The sequence below is a fragment of the Streptacidiphilus sp. PAMC 29251 genome, from assembly GCF_054208735.2.
This window is the reverse complement of sequence record NZ_CM135725.2, coordinates 5,214,120-5,229,338: the sequence shown is the minus strand read 5'-3', so window position 1 is coordinate 5,229,338 and position 15,219 is coordinate 5,214,120. Positions and strand designations below refer to the sequence as shown.

Below are 15,219 nucleotides of genomic sequence, written 5' to 3'. Positions count from 1 at the left end.
CCCACGCGATGGCGGCGGCCAGCCGATGACCAGGTCGCCGACCGCGATCAGGAGCCGGATGGCGTTCTGCCCGACCTTGTCACGGTCCTTCATCGCAGTGCGGCCCGCGCGGTGTCACGGTCCAGCGCCACCGCCCCGGCGGCAATCAGCGGAGACACCGAGGCGCCGACTTGGTCGAATCCGGCTCCCACGGTCTGTCCGGCCAGGTATCGGGAGTGGATGCCCTCGGTGATCGCCGCGAGTTTGTAGAACGCGAACGCCACGTACCAGTCCAGGCGCTCCAGGTCGGCCCCGCAGCGCTCGGCGTAGCGGGCTGCCAGGTCCGCCCCGCTGGGGAACCCGGCCTGCGGCGAGGCCCATACTTCGGCCCGGCCGGGCTCGGCCCCGCCCAGTGCGGCGTAGTAGACCAGGAACAGGCCGAAGTCCGTCAAGGGGTCGCCCAGGGTGGACATCTCCCAGTCCAGGACCGCCGAGATCCGGCCGTTGTCGGCGATCACCACGTTGTCGAGGCGGAAGTCGCCGTGCAGGAGGGCGGTGCGCGGATGGTCCGGGACGCGTGCGGCCAGGGCGGTGCACAGCCGGTCGGCGTCTGGCAGGGACCTCGTGGTCGAGGCGTCGAACTGCCGCTTCCACCGGCTCACCTGCCGTGCCAGGAATCCTTCGGGGCGTCCGAATCCGGTCAGGCCCACCGCGGCCGGATCCACCTGGTGGATGCGGGTCAGGACGTCGACCAGGTCGTGGGCGATGCCAGCCGACCGCTCCGGGCCAAGGCCCCGGGTCTGGGCCGCGGTCCGGTAGATGTTTCCGGCCGCGTGCTCCATGAGGTAGAACGGCGCTCCGAGGACCTGGGGGTCGGCGCAGTACAGCACCGTGGCCGGGACCGGGATTCCGGTCGGCCCCAGTGCCGTCAGCGCCGTGTGTTCGCGGGCCATGTCGTGCGCGGTGGCCAGCACGTGCCCCAGGGGCGGGCGGCGCAGCACCCACTGGTGTGCGTCGTCGGCCAGCAGGTAGGTCAGGTTGGAGCGGCCGCCGGGCAGCAGCTGTGCGGTCAGCTGTCCGCGGACCAGTCCGGGAGCCTCTCGGTCCAGGTGGGACCGTAGCCGGGGAAGGTCGAGGCCCGGCGGGTCGTCGGTGAGCACGATCAGCTCCTGCGGTGGTGGTGTGGGTCGTGGTGGGTCCGGACCGCCGGGGTGTGGTGGTCACCGGCGGTCCGGACCCGGAGGGGAGGGCCGAACCGCCGTCAGATCGCCGGGGCGGGGCCGGACCCGTCGTGGGACAGCGCCGCCAGTTCCTTCGACAGTGCCTGGTCGTGCTCTTGGGCGTCGGCGCGGGCCTTGGCCGGGCTCCAGCGTCCGGTCATCAGCCAGATGAACGGCAGGAACACGATCTGTCCGGCCAGGCAGATCCACCACCAGGTCTGCCACTGCCCGGGGGCGTCCTTGGCGGCCTGCGCCACGATCGGCGCCTGCTTGCCCAGGGTGGTGAGCGCGGCGGCGACCTTCGGGTCCTGCAATCCGGGTCCGTACTTGCCGACGAACGCCAGGTCGGCGGCCGGCACGGCGCCCAGGGCGGTCAGTTTCGTCACCGCGTCCTGGACCTGCTTGCCGTTCGTGGTCAGGAACGCCAGGTCGGCGGCCGGGACCTGGCCCAGGGCCTGCAGCTTGGCGATCGCGGCGGCGGGCGGGATCCCGAACCCGGTCGCGATCTCCCCGACCGCCTTGGTCTGGGCGGCGGTGTCGGCCGGGTTGGCGGCCAGCGCCTGCTGCGTGGCCGGGTCGATGGTGGCGGCGGTGGCCAGCTGGTCCTTGTCGGCCGTGCTCAGGGTGATGACTTTGCCGACGTCGGCGGCGGACAGTCCGGAGATCTCGGCCAGGGCCTGGGCCTGGGTGGCCGGGTCGTTCGGTGTGGCGGCCAGCGCGGCCTGGGTCGCTGGGGTGAGTTTCGCCGCGGTGGAGAGTTGGGCGGAGTACTGTGCGGCCAGGGACTGCACCTTCGGCACGATCGTGGGATCGCCGGCGACTGCCTTGACGATCGCGTTCTGGGACGGGGTCAGCGTCGGGTCGGCGCCGGAGGCCGCCGCCGCAAGCGCCGGCCCCTTGTCGACCAGTGTGCTGGCGGCCGGGATGACCTGGATCAGCGCGATCAGGGCGACCACGACGACGGTGCGCAGCAGCGAGCCCCACACGGCCAGGCCGCTGGCGGTGGCCGCCGGGTTGTGCTTCTCGACGGTCTCGGTGAAGGCGGCCATCCAGGCGGCGAACGTGATCCCGCCGCCGATGGATATCAGGAGGATGATCCACACGTAGTGGTAGTAGGACGTGGTGGCGTCCGTGGTGGCCAGGGCGAACAGCGCCACGCCGACGCCGCTCATGACACCGCCGACGACCATGAACGGCTTGCGCACCTTCAAGCGGTCGGACAGCACCCCGGTGATGATCAGGGCGACGGCCTGGAAGCCCCAGTACCAGTTGGACAGGGCGTTGGCGCGGGACAGGCTGTAGCCGTAGATGGTGGCGAAGAAGACCACGAACAGGCCCACCGCGATGTAGTAGAACAACAGGAACACGCTGATCGCGAACGCCGGGCCGACGATGTCCAGGCGCAGGATCTGCCGCCAGTGGCCCTTCCGGGCGGCCTCGGTGTCGATGCCGCGGGCCCGGGCCTCGATCAGGGCCTTGTCCCGCAGGCTGACCATCAGCTGGTCCCGCAGCCTGGGGGCCAGCTCCCGCAGGCCGAGGAACGCGATCACGAACACGGCCAGGCCGACGACGCCGCAGACTCGGAACTGGAACTGCCAGTCGGTGTGCGTGTCCAGGGTGTGGCTGGACACTTCGGAGACGACCAGGGAGCCGATCACCGGGCCCAGGGTCCAAAAGCCCATCGCCGAGGCCCGTCCCAGCTGCGGGGAGAAGTCGCGGATCAGCGCGGGGGTGGCGACCAGGATCGTGCCTTCGACGAAGCTGACAAACGCGAAGAGGATCAGGTATTGGAGTTTGGTCTGGGCGTTGGGCAGCCCGAACAGCACCAGCGCGCCGGTGACGCCCAGCCCGTACACGACCAGGTTGGCCCGGCCCCACCGGTCGGCCAGCCCGGCGGCCACCGATGCCAGTGCGCCGACGGCGTTGCCGACGATCGACACGCCGATCAGGTAGACCAGGGTCATGTGCAGGTCGGCTGCGATCTGGGTGGCCACGGACCCCGAGACGTACAGCTCGTAGTACAGCGTGATGGTGGCCAACACCACGATGGCCAGATAGGCCGCCCGCGGGCCGTTGGCCGGGTAGCGGCCCAGCTGGCGGCCCCAGATGCCCCCGCTGGCCGTGATGGGAGGTGAACCGGGTTCAGCCAACGCACTTGATGACATGTCGGATGCCTTATCTGTGGATGGGATCGGATTCGTCGTGCCGTGCCCCCGCTGGGCGTTGCTCTTCGTCCCGGCTCAAGAACCGGAAGCTGATCTTCGACAGCCCGCGTCCGGCGCGCGGGAACTCCCGACGCAGCCACCAGTGCGGTACGACCTGGTAGCGGGGTGTGGGGATGATGCGCCGCCCGCGCGCCGACGCGGAAAGGGCCTGGGCGGCCACGACGTCCGGGGACATGCCGCGTTTGGCGCAGAAGTCCACGGCGCGGGCCCGGCGGCCCTGCCAGTCGCCGCGCATCGTGGTGGCGTCGATGATCCCGGTGCCGATGACGCCGGGACACAGGGCGCTGACCCTCGCGCCGGTGCCGATCAACTCGATGTCCACGGCCTCAGTCCGGGCCACGACCGCGGCCTTGGCGGCTGAGCAGGCGGTCAACCCGGCTGTCGGCACCAGCCCGGCCATTGAGGCGGTGTTCACGGTATGTGTCGGTCTTGTCCTGGGCGGCAGCCGGGGCAGGATCGCGTCCAGCCCGTGCACGACGCCCATCAGGTTGACGTCGATCAGCCGTCGCCGGTCGGCGACGGCCGTGACCGCCGTCTTCCCGCGCAGGTGCCGGGCCTCGATGCGGGCAAGTGTTCCGCTCATGCGGTCCTCCGTGCGTCGGCAGGGGTGAACTGCAGGTCCTGGGCGGCTACCGGTCCACGGAACAGGGCCGCGTCGTTGCCGAAGTGCTGGCGCAGCCGCCACGGCGCCCGGTCCCCTTGCAGCGGCAGGGTGGTGCGGGATCGTTGGAAGCAGCCGGAGGTCATGTCGATGAACGGCGAGGTCGCCATCGGGTCGGGCGGCAGCCGCGGCGTGACCGCGACGTATCCGTGCTCCTCCATGTGCGCAACCAGCCGCGCGACGTGCTCGGACACGAGGTCGACCTTCAGCGTCCACGGCGCGTTGGTACAGCCGATAGCGAAGGCCGGGTTCGGCAAGCTACCGGAGGCCTGCTGCCGCAGGTGGCAGGCGGCGCCGATGCCGGACAGACCGGCGCCGACGACCAGGACGTCCACGTCTTCGGATGCAGCGCTGGGACTCACGGTTCTCCCCCTCGGGATGCTCGCGGTGGCTGGTGGCCGCCAGGATGGCACCCTGCGGCGAACTGTGCAACACTTTCGAAATATGATGCACAGAGGCTCCCTTCGCAGCTCACGCGGCGGTCGACCCGGGTCACCACACGAGGTTCAGGAGATCCCTATGACAGTCCTCGTATCCACGCTCCCCGATGCCGCCCCGGGCGACGCGGCGGCGATCGCCGAACTGCACCGGCTGCACGCCGTTCAGCGGCAGGCGTTCCTCGCCGACCCGTACCCGGACCTCGAGAGCCGGCAGGGCCGCCTGATGGCGCTGGCCGCGATGCTGCTGGGCCACCGCCAGCAGATCCGGGCCGCGATGGCCGCCGACTTCGGGGCCCACCCGGACCTGTTCACCGACCTGGTGGAGGTGCTCGGCGTGGCCGGGCGTGCCGCTTTCGCCGCCGAGCAGCTCGGCAGCTGGATGGCCGAGGACCAGCGGTACACCGACCCCGCGTTCTACGGCACCGCCCGGGCGGCGGTCCGCCAGCAGCCCAAGGGCGTCGTGGGCAACATCGTCCCCTGGAACTTCCCGTTCGACCTCTCGCTCGGGCCGCTGGTGGAGATGCTCGCCGCCGGCAACCGCGTCATCATCAAGCCGTCGGACTACACCCCGGCCTGCGCGGACCTGCTCCAGGAGATGATCTCCACGACGTTCCCGCAGGACCTGGTGGCCGTGTCCGTGGGCGGGTTGGCGCTGGCCAAGGAGTTCCCGACCGTGCGCTGGGACCACCTGCTGTACACCGGCAGCCCGGCGATCGGCCGGGAGATCGCCGTCGCCGCAGCACGGAACCTGGTCCCGGTCACGCTGGAGCTCGGCGGCAAGTGCCCGGCGATCCTGACCGACGACAGCGTCGACGCCGACGCCGTGCGCGGCGTCGTGGGCACCAAACTCGTCAAGAACGGCCAGATGTGCATCTCGGTCGACTACGCCCTGGTACCGCGCGGCCAGGTCGAGGACTTCATCGCCCACACCCAGCGGTACCTGGACCAGGAGATGCCGGATTACGCGTCGTCCGCGCACAACACCGGGATCATCACCGAGCGCCACCGCGAGCGGATCGTTGAGATGGCCGACCAGGCCCGCGCCGCCGGCGCCCGCGTGATCTCCCTGGGCGGCGAGGGGGATCCAGCGACCCGGCGCCTGCCTCTGATGTTGGTCATCGACCCGCCGAACGACCTGCGGATCATGGCCGAGGAGATCTTCGGCCCGATCCTTCCCGTCATTCCTTACGACAATCTGGACGAGGCGATCGAGGCGATCAACGCAGGCGAGCGCCCGCTAGGTCTATACGTGTTCGCCAAGGATCCGGCCCTCGCGGAGCACGTGCTGCACCGGACCACCTCCGGCGGCGCGTGCGTCAACGTGTGCGCGGTGCAGGGCGCCCTGCCCTCACTCGGCTTCGGCGGCATCGGCAACAGCGGGTCCGGACGCCATCACGGCATCGAGGGATTCCGGGAGTTCTCCAACCCCCGAGGCGTGGTCGTACGCGGAACCGGCGACCTGGCCGAGGCCTTCCTGCCGCCCGACGGCCCGGTCGCGCAGGCTATCGTGGACAGTGTCTTCCAAACCGCGACCGGGTCCGAAGCCGTCCACGACGGCCACTGACCAGCCGATGACAAAACGCCCCGACGTCCCCGCCCGCCAGGGGCCCGCCCCGATCGAACAGACCGCCGCCCGCTTCGTGCACCGCGCGGCACGCTGGATCGACGAAGGGCGCCGCCTGGACATGCAAGCCCTCGCCGACGACCTGGGCGTCAACCGCACGACGCTGTTCCGGCGCGTCGGGGGCCGGGAGGAACTGCTGGGCAAGGCCCTGTGGCTGCTCACCGAACGCACCCTGGCCATGGCCGAACAACGCTGGGAGGCCGAGCGCCCCGCCGACGCGCTGCACTGCGTCGGCACCGGCCGCTACATCAACGAACTGGTCTCCCAGTCCAAGGGCCTGCGCCGGCTGCTGGACGACGAACCCGTGCTGACCATGCGCCTGCTGACCGACCCCCGCGGCCAGGTCCAGACCGGCACCGTCGCCTTCATCGAGCGGCTACTGCGCCGCGACATGGACGAGTTCGGCCTGGTACTCACCACCGAGCCTGATTCCGTGGCCTACGCGCTGGTGCGGCTCGGAGAGTCGTTCCTGTACGCCGACGTGCTGTCCGCCAGACAGCCGGACGTCGAGGTCGCCAACCGACTGCAGGCCACACTCATCGAAGGCTTCCGCCACGGAACCTGACACGCCCTGCCCCACGATGAACCCGCCACCCACAGGTACGGACCCGCCCTGACCGATCCGGAGAGACCATGACCGTCCTGGACCGATTCCGCCTCGATGACAAAATCGCCATCGTCACAGGGGCCTCCTCCGGCCTCGGCGTCGCCTTCTCTGTGGCCCTGGCCGAAGCCGGCGCCCACGTCGTGCTCGGCGCCCGGCGCGCCGACCGGCTAGCCGAGACGAGCAAACTCGTCGAGAAGGCGGGACGTCGCGCGATCGCGGTCGCGACCGACGTCACCCGGCCGGAAGACTGCCAGGATCTGGTCGACGCGGCCATGGCGGAATTCGGCCATGTGGACGTCCTGGTCAACAATGCCGGCGTCGCCACGGCCGTCCCGGCCAGCCGGGAGACCCCCGAACAGTTCCGCGCCGTCGTCGATGTCAACCTGAACGGCTGCTACTGGATGGCGCAGGCCTGCGGACGGGTCATGCAACCCGGCAGCAGCATCATCAACATCAGCAGCGTCCTGGGCATCACGACCGCTGGGCTGCCGCAGGCCGCCTACGCGGCCAGCAAAGCCGGACTCATCGGCCTGACCCGCGACCTGGCCGCACAGTGGACCGGCCGCAAAGGCATCCGCGTCAACGCCCTCGCGCCGGGCTTCTTCGCCACGGAGATGACCGACGCCTACCCGGCCGGCTACCTCGAAGCCACCGCTTCCAGGGTGCTGTGCGGCCGGTTCGGCGACCCCGAGGAACTCGCCGCCGCCGTCATCTTCCTGGCCAGTAGCGCCGGCGGCTACGTCACCGGCCAGACCATCGCCGTCGACGGCGGCGTCACCATCACCTGACGACAGCCCGTGCGGGCCACGGCGCGACGCGGCCACCTCGTCGACCGATCAAGAGGACACCACGTGTGGGAATACGAACACAGCACTACCGCCCGGGTCACACCCGAGGCCGTGTGGACCATCTGGTCGGACGTGGACAGCGCCGCGTCCTGGAACGAGGGCATCGAAAGCATCAAAATGCTCGGCCCCTTTGCCTCAGGCACGGAGTTCTCCATGAAGCCGCCGGGGCGTGAGCCGGTCGCCATGCGCCTGGCCGACGTTGTGGAGAACGAACGGTTCGTCGAAGTGATCGAGGTAGACGGCCTGCTTATCCGTATCGTCCACCGGCTGGATGCACTGGACGACAACCACACACGCGTGACGTACCGCGCCGAGATCACCGGCGAGGCCGCCGACCAGGCGGGTCCGCTCATCGGCCCAGGAATCACCGCCGGCTTTCCCGAAACCGTGGCCAAACTCGTCGAACTGGCGCAACGCTGAGATTGACGTTCCCCTAACCACACTGCGGTTGGTGTCCTCCAGCTCCACCAGCAGCTCGGGGTCAACGGTGCACCGCGCCGCAAGGCGGGAAGCTTGGAGGTCCCGGCGGCGGCCGAGACCGGCCCGGGCTGAAGGTCTTCCATCGGGGCATCGAGACGGTCCTGCACCCCTTACACCACGCTGGGCGCGGACGTGACCCGCTACAACGGGGTGGCCCTGCGCCGGGCCGACCCGTAGGTCTCGCAGGAGGCCAGCGCCATGGAGCGGATCCCCGTCGGGGACGGCGGATGACTGTGCACCGGCGCGAAGTGGATGCTGCGGAGCCCCAACAGCTTCCCGTGCCGTCCGGGAAGCCTGAGTTTAGCCCATCCGAGCACGGGAGGTGGCGCGTACGGTCAGCCCCCTCCGCGTCGACGCGCACTCGCCCGGAGAGCAGGATCGCGCTGAGGAACCGATGGCCCGAGGTGGTCTTGTTCGCCTCGGCGAGGAATTCCTGGCCCAGACCCAGACCGTTGACCAACTGGTGAAGCCTGCTGGGGGAAGGCGTCATTGGGTGAATGGCCAGCTCTCAGTGACGAGCGCGTCCCATGGACCACAAGCACCACGACGCAGACTTCTGTGAGTCCCTGTACGACCTCGACGGGCAACCAGGCACTGCCGGCGAGGCGCTGGAGCACACCCGGACGTTCCTGGCCGGCTGCGCCCCGGACCTGGACCGGCAGACTGCGCGGGATGCGGAGTTGCGCTCATGAGGAGTTTGGTGCGGGTGCACAGCGGCATGGTGTCGGTGGGGCTGAAGGCGGTGGAGTTGGTGACCGAGACGTGCAGGTAGTCGTTAGCTGCGACGGTCTACTAGTACGGCGGCGCATTGCGGTGCCCTATCTCGGCGGACATGGCCAGGGCGGTCGCGCAGACCTCCTTGGCCAGTTCTTGCACCACCTCCGCAGTGGCGTGCCTGGTGGGCAGGGCGATCGCGACGACTAGCAAAAACGCGTTGCCTGCAGCGAACACTGGGGCCGCCACCGAGGAGACCCCGGGAAGCACACCGCCGGAGGTCAAGGCAAAGCCGTCGCGAACCGCGGCGGCCTTGATCGCCTCGATCTCCGTGTGGCTGAGGCCGGTCTGATCGGTGGTCTCGGCCTGGCTCTGAAGCACTGGGTCGGTGATGGCAGCTGGCAGATGGGCCAAGAAGACGCGTCCCACCGACGAGGTAAGCAGCGGCATGGTCGCGCCGACCCGGACCGTGATCGGCAGCGCGTAGGACCCGTAGTCCCAGCGGATGATGACCGGCCCGTGGTCCCCCCAGACTGCAAGGTTGACGGCGTGTCCGGTGCGGTCTCGGAGCCCGGGTAGGTATTCCGAGGCAAGTCCGGCCTCGTCCATGCGCCGCAGCGACTCGGCGCCCAGGCGGCGCATGGACGGGCCCATGTCGTACAGGCCGGTGTTCTTTGACTTGGACACCAGGCCGACCCGGCCGAGGCTGACCAGGTAGCGGTGCGCCTTGCTCGGTGCCATGGCGCTGGCGGCCGAGATCTGGGTGAGGCTCATCGGCCCCATTCCCTCCTCCAGGGCGAGCAGCACCGTCATGGCGTTCTCGACGGACTGGATGCCCTGGCGTGCGTCGTCCACTTCGTCTGCGGCCATGAACCGCACTATAGGCCAGCCCTGACGCTCCGGGCAGCGTCAGCGGGGGGCGAGTGCGGCGAGAAGGTCTTGGGCCAGTGCCCGTGGGTCCAGGGCGCCGCCGGCGGCGCCGTAGACGTAGAAGTCGGGGCGCACGGCCACGGCGGACCAGCCGTTCTCGGCGAACCAGCGCCGGTAGGTGCCGTCGATGTCGGCCAGCGGTCCTTCCGCCGAGATCGCTGCGACCCTCACCCCGGCGCGCTCCAGCCCTCCGGCGAAGGAGCCGAGGTCCGCGATGACCTCTGGGGTTGCCAGGAAGGCGAATCCGTCGCCGACGATCTGGTCGAACCGGCCCCGGGTGGTGCCGTCGTCCACGACGCCCTGCCGGGAGAGGCCGCCCCGGCCCCGCAGAGACTGCTCGGCCAGCAGTCCGCAGGTCAGCGCGGGGAAGAGGATCTTCTCCCGTTCCTGTCCGGCCGAACGTTGGACGAGCAGCCTGCGATCTCGTTCCGTCGCCGCGATCGGGTCCCTGGTGGTCTGCAACCGGCCCAGCTCGATGCCCTTCTCGGTGACGGCGCGCACATGCGGCTCGCGTTCCGCCTGGTAGGTGTCGAGCAGATCAGGGTCCGCCCCCCGCCGCAGCACCCGGTCGAGTTTGAATGCCAGGTTCTGGGCGTCACGGATGCCCGAGCACATGCCCTGGCCCAGGAAGGGCGGCATCTGGTGCGCGGCGTCCCCGGCCAGCAGCACGCGTCCGCTGCGCCAGCGGTGCGCGATCAGCGAGCGGAAGGTGTAGGTGGCCACGCGGATCAGCTCGGTGTCCTCCGGGGTGAAGTACTCCGCGACGCGTTCCCACACCCGCTCCGGGGCGCTTTCGACCTCGAAGTCCTCGACCGAGTCCAGCATGAAGCTGAAACGGTGGTGGTCGGGCCCCAGGGAGATGATCGAGGTCGGCTGCAGCGGATCGCCCACCTGACGCGCGGCGGGGACGGACGAGGGTCCGCGCAGGCGGAAGTCGCACACCATCCACGGCTCCGAGAAGCCGTAGTCGTCCTGGCCGATGCCCAGGGCGCCGCGAACGAAGCTTTTGCCCCCGTCGCAGGCGATCACATAGCGCGTGGTCACGGTCGCGCTACCCTCGACGGTGACCACGGCGGCGGATTCGTGCTGGGTGATGCCGACAACCGGCGAGTCCAACCGGACCTCCACACTTGGCAGGGCTCGGCAGGCCCGGTCCAGGGCGTCCTCCAGATCGGGCTGATACATCATATACCACTCCGCCCAGCCGCTGGCTCCCTGCTCATCGAAGTGCTGCTCGATCAGCAGGTCGCCGGAGGCGCCGGTCCACTCGTAGGTCCGTTGGACCCGGACTTTGGGCAGCAATTCCTCGGCGATGCCGAGGCGGGCGAAGGTCCGCATCGTCTCGTCGTCGAAACTCGCCGCCCGGGGCAGGTTGTAGAGCCCGGCGTAGCGCTCAAGCACTACGACACGGTGGCCCGCCCGGCCGAGCAGCGCGGCTGTGACCATGCCTACCGGCCCATAGCCGATCACCACCACGTCCGTTGATGTCGCCACGTCTCTGGTCCCGATCACCGGCATCGCTCTGCCTCTCCTGTCGTCGCTGTTGACATGCGGGACAGTAAGTTCCATCATCCGTAAAGTCAATGCATAATGGTGAAACGCATATGGGCAAAGGGGCCACGATGCGCACGATCGGCCTTGAAGAACACTTCGTCACCTCGGGCCTTGCCGCCTACGGCGCCGGATCGGCGTCGATCGCCCAGCCCGACCGCTGGGCTGCGGCCTCGCGGCTGCTGTTGGACCTCACCGAGGAGCGGCTGCCGGCGATGGACGCCGCCGGTCTTGACGTTCAGGTGCTGTCGTTGAACTCGCCGGGCATTCAGGCGGAGAAGGACCCGGCGGTCGCCGTGCGGCAGGCTGCCGCGGTCAACGACCTACTCGCCGCGACCATCGCCGAGAACCCCGACCGCTTCTCCGGCTTCGCCGCCCTGCCGCTGCAGGACCCGCAGGCGGCGGCCAAGGAGCTGGAGCGCGCGGTGACCCAGCTCGGCCTCAAGGGTGCGCTGGTCAACGCGCACACCCAGGGCCGCTACCTGGACGACCCCATCCTGCGGGTGGTGTGGGAGCAGGCCGCCGGGCTCGACGTCCCGCTCTACCTGCACCCGGCCAACGGCGCCGACACCGCACACGTCCTGTCCGGGCACCCCGAGATGGTCGGCCCGATGTGGAGCTGGGGCACCGACACCGCTTCGCACGTGCTGAGGCTGATCTTCGGCGGGGTCTTCGACGACTTCCCGGACGCGAAACTGCTGCTGGGGCACATGGGCGAGGGCCTCCCCTACGTGATGTGGCGGCTGGACTCGCGCTGGGGCTTCCACAATCACCACGGCGTCGAGCTGGCCCGGGGCAATCCCTCGGAGTACCTGCGGCACAACCTCTACATCACCACCAGCGGCGTCTGCGACGCCCCACCGCTGCTCTGCGCCCTGCTGGCGCTGGGCGCGGACAAGATCCTCTTCGGGACCGACTACCCGTTCGAGAAGATGGCCACGGCCACGGAGTTCCTCCGTACCGCGCCGATCAGTGAAGCCGACCGCCACAAGATCGCCGGCGGCAACGCCGAAGCCCTGCTGCGACTCTGACGCACAGCCTCGTAACGCCGCAGACCCTCACCGACCGGGATCAGGCCGGGCCATCAGAAACGGAGAGCGTACGCATGTCACTGCAGTTTGAGCAGGCACGGCACTGGATCAACGGCGAGTGGGCCGATGCCCAGAGCCTCGGCTCGCCCAGCATCAACCCCGCCACCGGCGAGACCATCGGCAGCTACACCGACGGCGACCGGGCCGTGGCCCAGTCCGCCATCGACGCCGCCGTCCGCGCCTTCCAGACCAGCGGCTGGCGCGAGGACGCCATGCTGCGCACCACCGCCCTGCACCACCTGGCCGACGCCTACGAGGCGCGCACCGGCGACCTTGTCGACACCCTGTGCCTGGAGAACGGCAAACTGCGCGGCGAAGCCGGCTACGAGGTGCACTTCATACCCCGCGCCCTGCGGTTCGCCGCCGGCCTGGCCCTGCAGAGCTTCGGCCGGGTGACCACAGCTAACCCCGGCCAGCAGACCATGTCCATCCGCCAGCCGATCGGCGTGGCCGGCATCATCACCCCCTGGAACTCACCCGCCTACCTCTCGATCCGCTCGGTAGCCCCCGCACTGGCAGCCGGGTGCAGCGTCGTCCTCAAAATGCCGGCCCAGGCCGCCCACACCGCCCGGGTGATGTCCGAGATCCTGGCCTCCGTGAAGGAACTGCCGCGCGGGCTGGTCAACATCTTCATCGAGTCGGGCAGCGCGGGGGCCGCCCTGCTGGTCAGCTCGCCCCAGGTGCCCGTCCTCAGCTACACCGGCAGCACCGCCGTCGGGCGGATCATCCTGGGCAACGCCGCGCCACTGCTCAAGCGGGTGGGCCTGGAACTCGGCGGCAAGACCCCGCACCTGATCTTCGCCGACGCGGACCTCGACCTGGCCCTGGAGACCGTGATCGCCTCCTGCACCGTGTTCGCCGGCCAGTTCTGCATGACCGGCAGCCGGATCCTGGTGCAGGACGAGATCGCCGACACCTTCCTCGACCGGCTCTCCCAGCGACTCAGCCAGATCACGCCCGGCCCGGCCGACGACGCCGAAAGCCAGATCGGCCCGCTGATCGACAAGGCGGCCGTCGCCCGGGTGGACGCCCTGGTGGAGGACGCCATCGCGGCCGGCGCCAAGCCACTAGTACGCGGCGGCCCGGCCACCGACCCCGCCCTGGCCGGCGGCGCCTTCTACCACCCCACCCTGCTGGAGGTCACCGACACCTCGCTCCCCATCGTCCAGCAGGAGGTCTTCGGCCCGGTGCAGGTGGCCCAGCGCTTCAGCACCGAGGACGAGGCGATCTCCCTGGCCAACGCCACCGAGTACGGCCTGAGCGCCTGCGTGTGGAGCCGCGACGCCGACCGGTCCGTGCGCGTCGCCCGGCGTCTGGAGGCCGGGCTGATCTCGGTCAACAGCTGGGCCAACCTCGCGGTGGAGACCGAGGAGGGCGGCTGGAAGAGCAGCGGCCTGGGCAGACTCGGCGGGGTCGCCAGCCTCGACGACTTCACCGAGTACAAGCAGATCACCCAGAACTACGGCTGAGCCGCGCCGGTCACCCCACTGCCCCCGCTGCTCACAGCGACAGCAGCGGCAGCAGCACCTCGTCGACCACGGCCCTGACCTCCTCGTCGGGGACAGGGCCGCGGTCGATGGACTCGGCCACGATCAGTCGCGGGCCGATGGCCGCGGTGCGGGTGGTGGCGCGCTCGGGGGCGGCCTGGCCGCGGTCGACCGCGGTACGGATACAGTCCAGCAGGACCACCTGGTGCGGATCGATGACCTGCTCCATGACCTGGGCGAACAGCTCGGGATGACGCGGACGCTGGGTCAGCAGGGGCCGCAGGGCACGCCCACGCGGCTCCTCCAGCAGCCGGGCGAACTTGGTGAGCAGGACCAGCAGATCCCCGCGCAGCGTGCCGGTGTCCGGCGCGGTGAGTCGGCCCAGGCCTGCGTCCTCGTCCCTGAGCGCGGCCAGGACGAGTTCGGCGGTGGTGCTCCAGCGCCGGTACAGCACCGACTTCCCGGTGCCCGCCCTCGGGGCGATCTTCTCGAAGCTCAGTTCCTCGAAGCTGGTCGCGGCCAGCTCCTCCAGGGTCGCCCAGTAGATCGCCTGGGTCAGTTCCGCACCCCGGCGGCGGGTCGCCGGGCCGGCGGTGGGGGCTTGGAGCCGCGGGGAAGGTGTTGCGGAGGAGGCGGTCACCCTTCCCGTTATAGCCGCCGCCACCGGTTCGCGTCGACTGACGGAGCGGTGTACCGTGAAGTTAAGAAACGATACTGTCCTCTATTTGGCGGAGCTTCACGCCATGGACGCACGCCTTGAGGACTGCGCCGCGATCGCCGATCTGATGACCGCCTGGATCCACCGCGACCTGAGCGAGTGGGACCAGCTGCGCGGCCTGTTCCACCCCGGCGCCACCGTCGAGATCACCTGGTTCGACGGCCTGGCCACCGACTTCGTCGCGGGATCGGCCCGGGCGCCTCCGACCTGCGCACCAAGCACGTGATCACCAGTCCGTCGATCACTTTCATCGGCGACCGCGCCCTGGCTCCGACCAACGCCATGGTCTTCGCCGAGCACACCGGCCTGGAACTGGGGTCGACCACGCACAACCGCTTCTGGGACCGGGTGGAGAAGCGCGACGGCGTGTGGCGTATTGCCAAGCGGCAGAGCTTCTACGACATGAGCTACTTCAATTTCCTGACCCAGGTCCCGGAGATCGACGAGAAGGAGGTACGCCGCTTCCCGCGCGAGTACGCGGCCCTGGCCTACCTGCTGGAGAACTCCGGCTTTCCGATCGTGCGCGAGTTCCCCACCCGCGACAGCGCCCTGGAGGCCGAGGCCGCCGGCGTCGCCTGGCTCAACGAGAACTGACACCCACCCCCCTCAGGCCCCGAAGGACTCCCACGCCAAGGCCCCCGGGC

At 69.8% G+C, this 15,219-nt stretch carries 16 protein-coding genes; 9 read left to right on the top strand and 7 right to left on the bottom strand.

The genetic code is table 11. The features are described 5' to 3' along the window. Positions 1-89 precede the first annotated feature (89 nt). The 4 genes from ACXKR8_RS24650 to ACXKR8_RS24635 all read right to left on the bottom strand — a co-directional run bounded on the left by ACXKR8_RS24650 (position 90) and on the right by ACXKR8_RS24635 (position 4,447). Complete coding sequence (locus ACXKR8_RS24650) at positions 90-1,139, bottom strand: phosphotransferase family protein (protein ID WP_458266750.1); 1,050 nt, start codon at positions 1,137-1,139, stop codon at positions 90-92. A 101-nt stretch (positions 1,140-1,240) separates the two neighbouring features. Further along, positions 1,241-3,349 (bottom strand): MFS transporter, encoded by a 2,109-nt coding sequence (locus ACXKR8_RS24645; protein ID WP_458266749.1) that lies wholly within the window; start codon positions 3,347-3,349, stop codon positions 1,241-1,243. Between the two features lie 25 nt (positions 3,350-3,374). After that, entirely contained in the window at positions 3,375-4,007 is a 633-nt protein-coding gene (locus ACXKR8_RS24640) for an SDR family NAD(P)-dependent oxidoreductase (RefSeq protein WP_458266748.1), read from the bottom strand. Beyond that, positions 4,004-4,447, bottom strand: coding sequence for a hypothetical protein (locus ACXKR8_RS24635; RefSeq protein WP_462099838.1), 444 nt, complete (start codon positions 4,445-4,447; stop codon positions 4,004-4,006). The genes ACXKR8_RS24640 and ACXKR8_RS24635 overlap by 4 nt, the downstream gene beginning before the upstream one ends. 157 nt (positions 4,448-4,604) lie before the next feature. Here ACXKR8_RS24635 and ACXKR8_RS24630 point away from each other — a divergent pair, with 157 nt between their 5' ends. The 5 genes from ACXKR8_RS24630 (at position 4,605) to ACXKR8_RS24610 (ending at position 8,776) form a co-directional block, all read left to right on the top strand. Then, on the top strand, positions 4,605-6,089 hold the full coding sequence (locus ACXKR8_RS24630) for an aldehyde dehydrogenase family protein (RefSeq protein ID WP_458266746.1): 1,485 nt from the start codon (positions 4,605-4,607) through the stop codon (positions 6,087-6,089). Between the two features lie 7 nt (positions 6,090-6,096). After that, entirely contained in the window at positions 6,097-6,714 is a 618-nt protein-coding gene (locus ACXKR8_RS24625) for a QsdR family transcriptional regulator (RefSeq protein ID WP_458266745.1), read from the top strand. A gap of 68 nt (positions 6,715-6,782) precedes the next feature. Then, positions 6,783-7,544 carry an SDR family NAD(P)-dependent oxidoreductase gene (locus ACXKR8_RS24620; RefSeq protein WP_458266744.1) on the top strand — a complete coding sequence of 254 codons (762 nt, stop codon included), beginning with the start codon at positions 6,783-6,785 and terminating at the stop codon, positions 7,542-7,544. Positions 7,545-7,607: 63 nt separating this feature from the next. Continuing rightward, a complete protein-coding gene (locus tag ACXKR8_RS24615) occupies positions 7,608-8,024 on the top strand; it encodes an SRPBCC family protein (protein ID WP_458266743.1) in 417 nt (138 codons plus the stop codon). 587 nt (positions 8,025-8,611) lie between these two features. Then, entirely contained in the window at positions 8,612-8,776 is a 165-nt protein-coding gene (locus tag ACXKR8_RS24610; protein ID WP_458266742.1) for a hypothetical protein, read from the top strand. A gap of 100 nt (positions 8,777-8,876) precedes the next feature. Here the strand turns inward: ACXKR8_RS24610 and ACXKR8_RS24605 are convergent, their stop codons facing one another. Further along, positions 8,877-9,668 carry an IclR family transcriptional regulator gene (locus ACXKR8_RS24605; RefSeq protein ID WP_458266741.1) on the bottom strand — a complete coding sequence of 264 codons (792 nt, stop codon included), beginning with the start codon at positions 9,666-9,668 and terminating at the stop codon, positions 8,877-8,879. 39 nt (positions 9,669-9,707) lie between these two features. Further along, complete coding sequence (locus ACXKR8_RS24600; protein ID WP_458266740.1) at positions 9,708-11,222, bottom strand: bifunctional 3-(3-hydroxy-phenyl)propionate/3-hydroxycinnamic acid hydroxylase; 1,515 nt, start codon at positions 11,220-11,222, stop codon at positions 9,708-9,710. A 128-nt stretch (positions 11,223-11,350) separates the two neighbouring features. Between ACXKR8_RS24600 and ACXKR8_RS24595 the strand changes: the two genes are divergently transcribed. Both ACXKR8_RS24595 and ACXKR8_RS24590 read left to right on the top strand, forming a co-directional pair. After that, a complete protein-coding gene (locus ACXKR8_RS24595) occupies positions 11,351-12,310 on the top strand; it encodes an amidohydrolase family protein (protein WP_458266739.1) in 960 nt (319 codons plus the stop codon). A 74-nt stretch (positions 12,311-12,384) separates the two neighbouring features. Further along, the gene (locus ACXKR8_RS24590) at positions 12,385-13,839 is read left to right on the top strand and encodes an aldehyde dehydrogenase family protein (protein ID WP_458266738.1); all 1,455 of its coding nucleotides are present in this window, start codon (positions 12,385-12,387) and stop codon (positions 13,837-13,839) included. 31 nt (positions 13,840-13,870) lie between these two features. Here the strand turns inward: ACXKR8_RS24590 and ACXKR8_RS24585 are convergent, their stop codons facing one another. After that, positions 13,871-14,497 carry a TetR/AcrR family transcriptional regulator gene (locus tag ACXKR8_RS24585; protein ID WP_458266737.1) on the bottom strand — a complete coding sequence of 209 codons (627 nt, stop codon included), beginning with the start codon at positions 14,495-14,497 and terminating at the stop codon, positions 13,871-13,873. Positions 14,498-14,600: 103 nt separating this feature from the next. On the opposite strand from ACXKR8_RS24585, the gene ACXKR8_RS24580 reads away from it, so the two are divergent. After that, positions 14,601-14,801 (top strand): nuclear transport factor 2 family protein, encoded by a 201-nt coding sequence (locus ACXKR8_RS24580; RefSeq protein WP_458266736.1) that lies wholly within the window; start codon positions 14,601-14,603, stop codon positions 14,799-14,801. Continuing rightward, entirely contained in the window at positions 14,798-15,169 is a 372-nt protein-coding gene (locus tag ACXKR8_RS24575) for a nuclear transport factor 2 family protein (RefSeq protein ID WP_458266735.1), read from the top strand. The genes ACXKR8_RS24580 and ACXKR8_RS24575 overlap by 4 nt, the downstream gene beginning before the upstream one ends. The last annotated feature ends 50 nt before the right edge of the window (positions 15,170-15,219 follow it).

Coding starts and splice junctions, on each gene's coding strand:
- ACXKR8_RS24610 (WP_458266742.1), top strand. CDS start 8,612: ATGGACCACAAGCACCACGACGCAGACTTCTGTGAGTCCCTGTACGAC.
- ACXKR8_RS24580 (WP_458266736.1), top strand. CDS start 14,601: ATGGACGCACGCCTTGAGGACTGCGCCGCGATCGCCGATCTGATGACC.
- ACXKR8_RS24640 (WP_458266748.1), bottom strand. CDS start 4,007: ATGAGCGGAACACTTGCCCGCATCGAGGCCCGGCACCTGCGCGGGAAG.
- ACXKR8_RS24595 (WP_458266739.1), top strand. CDS start 11,351: ATGCGCACGATCGGCCTTGAAGAACACTTCGTCACCTCGGGCCTTGCC.
- ACXKR8_RS24605 (WP_458266741.1), bottom strand. CDS start 9,668: ATGGCCGCAGACGAAGTGGACGACGCACGCCAGGGCATCCAGTCCGTC.
- ACXKR8_RS24630 (WP_458266746.1), top strand. CDS start 4,605: ATGACAGTCCTCGTATCCACGCTCCCCGATGCCGCCCCGGGCGACGCG.
- ACXKR8_RS24620 (WP_458266744.1), top strand. CDS start 6,783: ATGACCGTCCTGGACCGATTCCGCCTCGATGACAAAATCGCCATCGTC.
- ACXKR8_RS24590 (WP_458266738.1), top strand. CDS start 12,385: ATGTCACTGCAGTTTGAGCAGGCACGGCACTGGATCAACGGCGAGTGG.
- ACXKR8_RS24625 (WP_458266745.1), top strand. CDS start 6,097: ATGACAAAACGCCCCGACGTCCCCGCCCGCCAGGGGCCCGCCCCGATC.